The following is an 11,808-nucleotide window of genomic DNA, read 5'->3' as shown; positions in this document are numbered from 1 at the left end:
TTTTGACGCCTGAGAAAAATTTGTATTATTTTATATTATAACAATAAAAATTAAATTTAAAAGTAGGTAGGGAAATTTTTCTTTTTTTAAATTGATTTGTTAAAAAGGGTGACATATTCGCTATGGAAAAGAAAGGCATAACATGGAGAAGAGTGTGAAATCAACGTTTGTTACATAGAAGGAAAGATGAAAAATGAGGGTGAACCATCGTGCGAATGCACAATAGTGCGCCCTCTAAAGTAAATTTACAACATACCAATTACAGCTAAAATGATTAAACTTGTCACGATTAATGCTGCCCAAGTGATGAAACCTAATAGAATTGGACGGATACCAGCTTGCTTAAATTGGCTGAATTTGACGGATAATCCCACACCCGCAAGTGCAATCGTGATGAAAAAGAGTGCAGCTTGTTTGAAAAATGCGATGACATCATCAGAAAAATTAAAAACGGTACTGATGAGTGATGCCACAATAAACCAAATAATAAAGTTTGGAATCATCGCCCATATACTTTGGCGTTGTTCACCGTCTGTCGTCGTTTGTTGGCGTTTAGCCATCCAAAACGCCAAACCGATAGTGATAGGAATAATAAAAAGTGTACGTGTTAATTTTACTATTGTCGCTACCTCAAGTGCTTTTGAACCATATAACGCACTTGCTGCTACGACGCTCGATGTATCATTAATCGCTGTCCCACTGAAAAAACCAAATGCCTCTTGACTCATATGAAAGAAGTGGCCTATCGGTGGAAAAATAATGACCGCGATTAAATTAAATAAAAACACTGTAGAAAGACTAAAAGCGATAACATTGTCTTTCGCTTTAATAACAGGGCTCGTTGCTGCAATAGCTGACCCCCCGCAAATAGATGTGCCGACACCAATTAAAATTCCTGTATGTAAATCGATATGGAATAACTTGACTAACAATGTGACAACAACAAAGGCCACAAGCAGTGTGACGATGAGTATTGGGAGTGATTTCAGCCCCACAGTTCCGATAGATTGAAAACTGAGTGTAAAGCCGAGCAAAATGATGCTGTAATGGAGTATTTTTTTACTGCTATATTGGATGCCGGGCTTGAATGACTCTGATAACATCAACGTATTATTCAAAATCATGCCAATGAGCATTGCAAAAATAGCACTTCCTACAATTGGAAAAAAGTGACCTAATATTGTAGCGATAATAGCGATAGTAAGCGTGAGGAGTAATCCTTTAACTTTTGACATAGCAATCGATCCTTTCGTGAAATGACATAGCAACAAGTGATCATTCATTTTTTATCAAGTATAGGCGCATCAAAAGGGATTTTCAATAGTCTTTTAAGGTCATAGGTCAATAATGTTGACTTTATTGACGCGTGTATATAAAATGTAAATTGTAAACAATAAAGAGAAAAGGACGGGATGATGATGAAAAAACGTGTTGGACAATTTTTGATTGATGAAATCGCAAAACAAGGCGTTGATAAAATTTTTGGTGTGCCTGGTGATTTCAACTTAACTTTTTTAGACGATATTGAAGCACATGAGACATTAGAATGGGTTGGCAATACGAATGAATTGAATGCAAGTTATGCTGCAGATGGATATGCACGTTTGAACGGACTTGCAGCAATGGTGACAACGTTTGGTGTAGGTGAATTAAGTGCGGTCAACGGTATCGCAGGATCATACGCAGAAAATGTACCAGTCATTCAAATTACAGGGGCACCGACGACAGCAGTTGAACAAGCCGGCAAGATTGTCCATCATTCATTAGGTAACGGTCAATTTGATGATTATCAAAAAATGTATGCACAAATTACTGAAGCACAAACCGTATTAACTGTAGACAATGCATTAACAGAAATCCCACGTATCATTAAAGTAGCCGTAGAAGAAAAACGTCCGGTACATGTCCACTTACCAATTGATATCGCAGCAAAAGAAATCGAAGTACCAGATGAAGTCGTATATCCTACAACACCTAAAGCAGAAGATATGTCAACGGTAGTAGAAAAATTAACTGATCAATTAAAAGCGGCGCAACAAGTGACGTTAATTGTTGGACATCAAATCAACAGCTATAGTTTACAAAATGACGTACAAACATTAGCAGAAAAATTAAACTTACCTGTGGCGCAATTGTCACTCGGCAAAGGGGCATTTAATGAAGAAAGTGCACAATATATGGGTGTTTACGATGGTCAAATTGCAGAGGACGCTATTCGTGATTATGTTGATGGCAGTGATTTGGTCATCACATTAGGAGCCAAATTGACTGACTCAGCAACAGCAGGATTTTCTCAAAAATTCTCAAATGAAGCAATTGTCATGTTAAATCATCGCGATGTTAAAGTGGGCGACTATACAACAACTGCACCATCACTTTCTGAAATTGTGGAAGCATTCAAAGGCATTGAATTTAAATATGAAGGGCATTTCCCACACTATGAATGGCCAGAAGCATCTGCTGCAGAGCTTAACGATGAACCATTAACACAAGAAAACTACTTCAACTTAATGCAAAACTTCTTGCGTAAAGGTGACGTCGTATTAGGTGAACAAGGGACATCATTCTTTGGTGCATACCGTTTAGCACTTCAAGAAGGTACAACATTTATTGGTCAACCGTTATGGGGTTCAATCGGATATACCCTCCCATCTACATTAGGTACATTACTTGCAGCACCAGAACGTCGTCATGTGTTGTTAATTGGTGACGGTTCGTTACAATTAACAGCTCAAGAAATGTCAACAATGGTACGTCAAAACTTAAATCCAGTTATCTTTATTATTAACAATGATGGTTACACTGTAGAGAAAAAAATCCACGGTGAAAATGCGAAATATAATGACATTCAAATGTGGGATTACAAATTATTACCCGCTTTATTTGGCAACAAAGACATCCCAACATATGACGTAAAAACATCTAACGAATTAAAAGCAGCAATGGATAAAATTGATCGAAATCCTGATACAATGCATGTCGTAGAGGTACACATGGATGTATTAGATGCACCTGCAAACCTTAATGAAATTTCTAAAGCATTCGCTGCACAGAATAAATAATTTGTTGTAGCGGATGAAGTTTCACTGTTGACATGTTATTTAAATGCATGTATAGTGTTGGGTAACTTAAAAAATCGTATGATTGATAAGTAGTTTTTACGGTTGTAGCACGCAGAAAGCTAACGGTTGATGTAAGTTAGCACAACGTAGAGATGAATTGGGCAATCGCAATATACGACCAATTGAATGTGACTTAAAAGAGCGAACATGAGATTTAAATGCATGTTAACTAAGGTGGCACCACGGTAACGCGTCCTTACAGAAGAGACGTTTACTGTGGTGTTTTTTTGATATTACAGCACGATAAATAAAAGTTTAAAGCGAGAGGTCAATTCAATCATTAATGAAATAGCCGTATCACTTTGGTTTTGAAGTGGTGACCTACCTTTCAGTGAAGGGCGACCGCCACTCTCATACGCATGAAAAACGAAATACGGTGAAACAAGCGTTTTTAACATCATGTTAGATGAATCTGTTTTATCCAGAATTGAAGAATGACGCATTTTAAAACAGTAGTTTGTTTAAACAATGGGCCTAAGATTTCTGAATCAATGTTGCAGTTTCTTTGTTTTAGGAAGTCGCTAAGATTGTAAACTTGAACGAGACTCCTGAGGCATTATGCCGAAACTGAAAATCCACCAACGCGTCCAGTATAAATGAGAAGTGAAAGCGTTGGTTAGTTGAAATGAGGCGCCTCGGAAAGCGAGTTCAAGTAAAACAATCACTGATTAAACAAACTAACAAAATTTGTGAGGTAAGAATAAGTAATTTGAACAATCGGTAGTTCCAGAAAATAGACGGGTGATGCGAGTCTATACCGACCTCAAATGAATTGGGTCTTACTTGAAGCAACCAACTGAATGATCTTTTAAAGTGAACAGTAGCCATACTGTTAACAAAGGTGGTACCGCGTGTGAGCGTCCTTTTCGGAAGGGCAATCATGCGCGTTTTTTATTTTCGAAATTTAAGGAGGATCCAAATGAACATTGTTTATCGCGTTTTAGACGCACCAATAAATCCAGAAACTTTAGCACGACATCGTCAACATAAAATTGTATTGGAAAGTGCCACAACTTCACAAACGAAAGGGAGATATTCTGTAGTCGCTTTTGATGCGTATGGTGAAGTCGCTTTAACAGAATCACAATTAAACATTTGGACCCCTCAGCAAACGATTCAAGAAACAACAGCACCGTTTGAACAATTGAAAACTTTTGTTGGACAGTATCATGCACATATTTCTGAGCCTGAGCTTGAAGCATTACCTTTTATATCAGGTTTTGTCGGATATTGTAGTTTTGATTTAGTCCGACATGCATTTCCAGTATTACAACAATATCCGGCAGCGGGCACAACAAATGATGTCCATTTTTATATGATTGAATCGGTTTATGTATTTGATCACTATAAAGAACAGATTTACGTGATTGCGTCTAATCTCTTTTCTAACGCGTCAGAAAGTGAATTATATGCACGTCTAGGTGAGATGATTGCAGAGTTCGATCTCATTGAGTTGTTTGAAACGACGCAAGTGCCTGATTTACCAGAAAAGATAATTGAACCGAACGTAGATGAAACGACATTTATCGAGCAGGTGAAGCAATTTAAGGATCGCATTCAACAAGGCGATATGTTCCAAGTCGTACCATCACGCATTTATCGTTACGCACATCATTTTGGAGAGCAATTGTATCCATTAACATATCAGTTATATCAAAAATTGAAACGGAACAATCCAAGTCCTTATATGTTTTATTTTAATATGGGCGGTCCGATTTTAGTGGGCAGTTCTCCTGAAAGCTTTGTGAAAGTGAAAGCAGGCAAAGTAATGACAAACCCGATTGCCGGAACGATTAAGCGAGGCGTCACAGATGAGGAAGATCAACAACTGGCTGAGACCTTGCTGAATGATGAAAAAGAATTAAGTGAACATCGGATGCTCGTTGACTTAGGACGTAACGATATTTTACGTATTGCACGACCAGGAAGTTTGGAATTGACGAAACTGATGACAATTGAACGTTATGAACACGTGATGCATATTGTGAGTGAAGTGATTGGTGATGTGGACGCGAGCCTATCTCCAATTGATGTCATCGCAAGTTTACTGCCGACTGGAACGGTTTCAGGTGCTCCAAAATTACGTGCGATTCAACGTATTTATGAAACGCAACCATTGAAACGCGGTGTTTATAGTGGTGGTGTGGGTTATATTAATTGTGATCATACGTTAGATTTAGCCCTTGCAATTCGTACGATGGTCATTGATGAGACCTATGTCCACGCTGAAGCGGGGTGTGGTGTCGTCTATGATTCTATTCCAGAAAAAGAATTGGCAGAAACGCAACTGAAAGCAAAAAGTTTATTGGAGGTCACACTATGATATTAGTTATCGATAATTATGATTCATTCACTTATAACTTAGTCGATATGTTTCGTCTACGGGAAGAGGTCGTCGTGAAATATCCTGATGATGATACATTGTTTGACCTTCAACCAGATGCACTCGTCATTTCGCCCGGTCCAGGACATCCTGATGATACGACGCGACTCCATGAGATGATCGACCATTTTAAAAATATACCGATTTTAGGGATTTGTCTCGGTGCACAAGCATTGTACCGATATTATGGTGGTCGAGTCGTCGTCGCAGATAAAGTCATGCATGGCAAAATTGATACGTTACAATTCGAAAAACCATCATTGTTATACGAAGGGATTTCAGAACATTCTGATATTATGCGTTATCATTCACTCATTTGTGAAGAACAATCACTACCACAAGACATTCATATTACAGGAAGAACAAGTGACAGTATTCAATCTTTTGAACATCAAGTACGACCGCATTATGGCATTCAATATCATCCTGAATCATTCGCGAGTATTGCCGTATCAGGCATTGTAGAAAACTTTTTAACAATCGTAAAGAAAGGTGTGTTGACACATGACGTTACTAAATAAAATGATGAACTTTGAGGCACTCAATCATGAAGAAATGGGCACGTTTATAGCGACATTATTATCGGAAACGACGCCGTTAGAAGATAAAGTCGCATTGCTCGTAGCTTACACAATGAAAGGTGAAACATCAGACGAATTGTATGCGTTATGTGAAAACTTGATTCATACGATGTACCCAGAACAACCACAATATCCAGGCAGTATGTGTGTTTGTGGTACAGGTGGTGATGGTTCAAATAGTTTCAATATCTCAACAACAGTGTCATTTGTTGCGGCAAGTGGAGGCATTGAAGTTGTTAAACACGGCAATAAAAGTGTCACGTCACAATCAGGGGGCATGGATATTTTACAAGCCATGGGCATAGCGACGACACCTGTACAAAACGTGATGCAACAGTTAAAAGACACACATCTGGCCTTTGTGAGTGCGACAGAATCTTATCCTGTAATGAAAAATATGCAACCGGTTCGTGTAAAAGTGGGACGTCCTACGATTTTGAATTTAGTCGGTCCGATAATTAATCCGTTTGCACTAGATTATCAGTCTATGGGTGTGTTTGATCCGACGAGAATGATAAAAATTGCTGAAGTGTTACAACGATTAGGACGAAAAAGAGCTATTGTCATTCATGGGGCGAACGGCATGGATGAAGCCACATTATCTGGTGACAATCAAATCGTTGAAATGGACCAAACGATAGGCATTCGTGAATATACGGTGAATGCGACAGATTATGGCTTGCGATATGCACCAGATGAAGCGCTTCAAGGTGGCACACCAGAGGAAAATATGGAAATAACACTGAACATTTTAAATGGTACGGATCAATCAGTAAGAAGAGATGTCGTACTACTGAATGCAGGTCTTGCATTCTATACTGCTGAAATTGTCGAGACGATTGAAGCAGGGATTGCACATGCAGCATCATGCATTGATTCAGGGGCAGCATTTAAACAATATGAACAAGCAAGAGGTGTAGCGGTATGACAATTTTAGATGAGATTGTCGAATATAAAAGACAATTACTCGCTGAAGGTTACTATGAAATGTTATTGGCGAACTTAGAAGAGGTCGATGTCTCTCATAAACCGACTTTAGCGAAACAATTCGAAAATGACCGTACAATTGGTGTAATCGCAGAAATTAAGTCAAAAAGTCCGACCGTTTCAGATATACCAGAACGCAATTTAGAGGAACAATTGCAACTGTATACGGCGGGTGGTGCATCAGCGATATCCATTTTAACGGATGAACATTATTTTGGTGGGAGTTATGAACGGATGGTAACATTGACAAAGCAAACGGATGTGCCGGTACTCTGTAAAGACTTTATGATTGATGAACGACAAATCGATGTGGCAAAAAAAGCAGGCGCATCTATCATTTTACTGATTGTCAACATTTTAACGGATGAAGCATTAGCGCGATTACATGATTACGCAACAGCACTCGGCTTAGAAGTACTCGTAGAAGTACATGATCAAGCAGAACTTGCACGTGCACATCAAATTCAACCCCAATTTGTCGGTGTGAATAACCGTGATTTGAGAAGCTTTACTACAGATGTGCGTCATACTGGGCAAATTTTAACAGAGCGTGAGCCGAATATTCATTATATTTCAGAAAGTGGCATTAAAACGGTGTCGGATATCGAAACACTTGTGCCGACTGGGATTACGGGAGTACTTGTAGGTGAAACGTTGATGAAAGCGGATGATCCGAAAGCGCAACTCCAAAGCTTTAAATTAACTAAAGAGGTGTAACATGTATTTGAAATTTTGTGGTTTTACACAAGAAGCAGACGTCCGAGAAGCCGTACAACATGACGTACAAGCAATTGGTTTCATCACGTATCCGAAAAGCGCACGCTACGTGGATTTAGCACAACTTCAAAAACTGTCATCACTCGTTCCACAAACGATTGATCGCGTAGCAGTGACTGTGAACGCTACGATGGCCCAACTAGAATCGATGATCGAACAGACAGCAATCAACACGATACAATTTCATGGTAACGAATCAATAGAAATGATTCAGTCAGTCAAAAACCGCTATCCTGACATACAACTTTTTAAAGCGATTCCAGCTGATGAAAAGCTTCAAACGCACATCGAACGTTATGGAAGTGTAGTTGATCGACTGTTAATTGATACACCGTCAACCACATTTGGTGGAACCGGGGAAGTTTTTGATTGGCGTACTTTGGACACGTTGTCCACGTCGAACTATCTTGTGGCAGGTGGTATCAATAGTGACAATGTTGAACAATTAATTCAAGACTATCCGAATATTGCGGGCGTCGACATGGCTAGTGGCATAGAAAAGGCAAAAGGGCAAAAAGATCATGACAAAATGGCTTATATTGCAAAAGTTTTGAAAGGAGAATGACGATGAAAAACATTCAATTAGAAGCAGATGAACACGGATTTTTCGGAGAGTATGGAGGAAAATTCGTACCAGAAACGTTGATGCCAGCAATTGAAGAATTGAAAGCAGCCTATGATGAGGCAAAACAGGATCCTGAATTTCAACGCGACTATCATTATTATTTAAAACATTACGTTGGGCGAGAAACGCCATTGACGTATGCGGACTCTTATACGAAAGCATTGGGCGGTGCAAAAATTTATTTGAAACGTGAAGATTTGAATCATACCGGTGCACATAAAATTAATAATGCGATTGGCCAAGCATTACTCGCAAAACGTATGGGTAAGAAAAAGTTGGTCGCTGAAACAGGGGCGGGCCAACACGGTGTCGCAAGTGCAACGATTGCCGCATTATTCGATATGGAGCTCGTTGTTTTTATGGGAGAAGAAGATATCCGTCGTCAACAGCTGAATGTCTTTCGTATGGAATTACTCGGTGCAGAAGTCGTACCCGTGACAGATGGGCAAGGTACGTTATCAGATGCAGTCAATAAAGCGCTACAATATTGGGTCGCACATGTTGATGATACACACTATTTACTCGGTTCAGCGCTCGGACCAGATCCATTTCCAACGATGGTACGTGATTTCCAACGTGTCATTGGAGATGAAATTAAAACCCAACTTCAAGAGAAAGAAGGCCGTTTACCAGATGCTGTTGTTGCATGTGTTGGTGGAGGGTCCAATTCAATTGGTACGTTCTATCCATTTATTGAAGATGCCTCAGTGAAATTGTACGGGGTAGAAGCGGCGGGTGAAGGTGTAGATTCAGACCGTCACTCTTTAGCGATTAATAAAGGGAAAAAGGGTGTGTTACATGGTACAAAAATGTATTTAATTCAAGATGACAACCATCAAATTCAATTGGCACACTCGATTTCAGCCGGCTTAGATTATCCGGGTGTCGGTCCCGAGCATAGTTATTATCATGACATCGGGCGCGTGGATTATGTCACTGCTGACGACAAAGAAGCGATGGACGCACTCGTACGTTTTACAAAGGCAGAAGGAATTATTCCAGCTATCGAAAGTGCACACGCATTAAGTTATGTGGAGAAATTAGCGCCACAAATGGACAAAGATGACATCCTCGTCGTAACCGTGTCTGGTCGTGGGGATAAAGATATGGAAACGATTAAAAATTATATGGAAGGAAAGGAGGCATAAACATGCATAACAAACAATTTGTCGCGTACATTATGGGTGGCCCAGAATTTATGGATCAACTGAAAGCATTAGATGACATTGGTGCAGATTATGTCGAAATTGGTATCCCATTTTCTGATCCTGTCGCGGATGGTCCAATCATTATGGAAGCAGGTCAAGCGGCAATTCGAGCAGGGATGAACGCCCAGAAAATTTTTGATCAACTGAAAACAGTGAAAGGGCAGCTCAATACACGCTATTTGCTCATGACGTATTATCACACGATTGAAACGTATGGAGAAGCAGCATTTATGGCTGAGGCAGAAGCGGCCGGTGTAGAGGGCTTAATCATTCCGGATATGCCGTTTGAATATATCGAACAATTTAAAGCACGTTATCCAGAGCGACAATTGAAATTCATCTCATTGATCGCGATGACTGCCCAACCTGAACGACGTCAACGCATCGCACAAACAGCAGAAGGGTTCATTTATACGATCACGATGAACCAAATTACAGGGCAAAATGGTAACTTTCACCCTGAATTGAAACAAAATATTTTAGACATTAAAGCACATAGCTCCGTTCCTGTCATGGCAGGATTTGGCATTCGTACACCTGAACATGTGAAAGATATTTCCGAAGTGGCGGATGGCGTTATCATTGGCAGTGAAATCGTTCGTCGATTTAACGAAGAAGGCATCGAAGCAACGAAAGCATATTTAACCACAATTCGTGAAGCGCTCGACAGTGTAAGTCAGACTGCACAATGATGCATCGTGATTATGTTGAAGTTCAAACGCTATTCATTCAAACACACCCGTTATATAATAAATGTCAGTATAAAAATGTTATGAATTGAATGTGTTTTGAGTTAAAGGGGTGCTGAATAATGAATAAAGTGATGATTTTTGATTTAGACGATACGCTATATGATCAATTATCGGGTTTTGAGTATGCCTATTACCGCCATTTTGGTGATACAGAAATAGGGGTAGAAAGACTTTATCGTCATTTTCGCTTATATAGTGAAGAGTTATTTGAAGCAACGCAAACTGGCGCGTTATCGTTAGCTGATATGCATATCATCCGTATCACACGTGCAGTTGCGGACTTTGACATCGAATTACCCGAAGAGAAAGCGCGTGCCTTTCAACGTGATTATGAATATGCACAACAACATATTGCATTGTCTCCTACGATGATTGAAATGTTGCAATATTTAGTTCGAAACGACGTCAAATTAGGATTGTTGACAAATGGGGAGTCTGACCGTCAACGTGCAAAAATGAAGGCATTAGGACTCAACCAATACATTCCAGAATCAAATATGTTTGTGTCAGCGGAACTCCATATGTCAAAACCAGATCCCGCCATATTTGAAACAGTCGGCAAACAATTGGAAGTGGATTCAAGTGAGCCATACTTTATTGGGGACCATTTTGATAACGATATTTTTGGCGCCATGCAAGTCGGTTGGAAAACAATTTGGTTTAACCGACGCAATCGCCCACAAACCGATACAACCAAACATCCGACGAAAACAGTGATGACAGAAAAGGCATTGTTTGAAGTCGTTCAAAATATCATAGAAGGTGCATAGTGTAAAAGCATGTGAAGGGATTTTAAATTCTTTCGCATGCTTTTATGCTTTAACGATGTGGTGGGTGATTCATTAGATTGCTTTTTGGGCGACGTTTTCCCAGGAGATGTCTCGACTAGCTAATGTTTTAATAGGACTGTAACTTAGATGAATCGTTTCCGGATTCTCGACTGCGTCTGATTCCTTGGGAGTCGCGCCATGTTAGCAATCTAAAGACAGGGCGTCCAATCATTTAAAAGTAAAGTTTTATGAAGAAATATAAATTAGTTTGAGTGCACCATTAATATTTTGAAATCACAAATCACCACCGTATAGGAAAACGTGACTAGGTGTCCTCAAAGTGATAATAAAAAGAATATCGGTTGTTTAACATTATACCGGAATAAAGATAAATGAAGAGCGCATCATTCGTACCATTGTGTGCATCGTATGAGGTTTATTAATAATATGTTTAAAAGATTGTCACACATAAAGTTTTGAAAATTGTGACATTTATAAATGAAAATACGTTCCTTTTATAGTGTAAAAAGTGTATTATTAAGATGTAATACACTATGTAGAATTGATTTTAAGGGGCATTCAGCAAATCGAAGCATGAAAACT

10 protein-coding genes are annotated in these 11,808 nt (G+C 39.3%); 9 read left to right on the top strand and 1 reads right to left on the bottom strand.

Features of this window, described 5'->3' with window-relative positions; translation table 11 throughout:
* Nucleotides 1-245: 245 nt before the first annotated feature.
* Complete coding sequence (locus tag CD138_RS10595) at nt 246-1,235, bottom strand: YeiH family protein (protein ID WP_019167214.1); 990 nt, start codon at nt 1,233-1,235, stop codon at nt 246-248.
* A 183-nt stretch (nt 1,236-1,418) separates the two neighbouring features.
* Here CD138_RS10595 and CD138_RS10590 point away from each other — a divergent pair, with 183 nt between their 5' ends.
* The 9 genes from CD138_RS10590 (at nt 1,419) to CD138_RS10550 (ending at nt 11,205) form a co-directional block, all read left to right on the top strand.
* The gene (locus tag CD138_RS10590; RefSeq protein ID WP_026066747.1) at nt 1,419-3,062 is read left to right on the top strand and encodes an alpha-keto acid decarboxylase family protein; all 1,644 of its coding nucleotides are present in this window, start codon (nt 1,419-1,421) and stop codon (nt 3,060-3,062) included.
* A 979-nt stretch (nt 3,063-4,041) separates the two neighbouring features.
* On the top strand, nt 4,042-5,445 hold the full coding sequence (locus CD138_RS10585; RefSeq protein WP_019167216.1) for an anthranilate synthase component I: 1,404 nt from the start codon (nt 4,042-4,044) through the stop codon (nt 5,443-5,445).
* Nucleotides 5,442-6,026: an anthranilate synthase component II gene (locus CD138_RS10580; RefSeq protein ID WP_019167217.1), complete on the top strand. Its 585-nt coding sequence runs from the start codon at nt 5,442-5,444 to the stop codon at nt 6,024-6,026. The genes CD138_RS10585 and CD138_RS10580 overlap by 4 nt, the downstream gene beginning before the upstream one ends.
* Nucleotides 6,010-7,014 carry an anthranilate phosphoribosyltransferase gene (gene trpD, locus CD138_RS10575; RefSeq protein WP_019167218.1) on the top strand — a complete coding sequence of 335 codons (1,005 nt, stop codon included), beginning with the start codon at nt 6,010-6,012 and terminating at the stop codon, nt 7,012-7,014. The genes CD138_RS10580 and trpD overlap by 17 nt, the downstream gene beginning before the upstream one ends.
* Nucleotides 7,011-7,790, top strand: coding sequence for an indole-3-glycerol phosphate synthase TrpC (trpC, locus tag CD138_RS10570; protein ID WP_019167219.1), 780 nt, complete (start codon nt 7,011-7,013; stop codon nt 7,788-7,790). Before trpD ends, trpC begins: the two co-directional genes overlap by 4 nt.
* 1 nt (nt 7,791) lies before the next feature.
* On the top strand, nt 7,792-8,415 hold the full coding sequence (locus CD138_RS10565; RefSeq protein WP_019167220.1) for a phosphoribosylanthranilate isomerase: 624 nt from the start codon (nt 7,792-7,794) through the stop codon (nt 8,413-8,415).
* Between the two features lie 2 nt (nt 8,416-8,417).
* The gene (gene trpB / locus CD138_RS10560) at nt 8,418-9,623 is read left to right on the top strand and encodes a tryptophan synthase subunit beta (RefSeq protein WP_019167221.1); all 1,206 of its coding nucleotides are present in this window, start codon (nt 8,418-8,420) and stop codon (nt 9,621-9,623) included.
* Nucleotides 9,624-9,625: 2 nt separating this feature from the next.
* Nucleotides 9,626-10,375 carry a tryptophan synthase subunit alpha gene (gene trpA / locus CD138_RS10555; RefSeq protein WP_019167222.1) on the top strand — a complete coding sequence of 250 codons (750 nt, stop codon included), beginning with the start codon at nt 9,626-9,628 and terminating at the stop codon, nt 10,373-10,375.
* 119 nt (nt 10,376-10,494) lie between these two features.
* On the top strand, nt 10,495-11,205 hold the full coding sequence (locus CD138_RS10550) for an HAD family hydrolase (protein ID WP_019167223.1): 711 nt from the start codon (nt 10,495-10,497) through the stop codon (nt 11,203-11,205).
* Nucleotides 11,206-11,808 lie beyond the last annotated feature (603 nt).

The sequence above is a fragment of the Staphylococcus intermedius NCTC 11048 genome, from assembly GCF_002902385.1.
GTDB lineage: Bacteria > Bacillota > Bacilli > Staphylococcales > Staphylococcaceae > Staphylococcus > Staphylococcus intermedius.
This window is presented reverse-complemented; position numbering and strand designations above follow the sequence as displayed.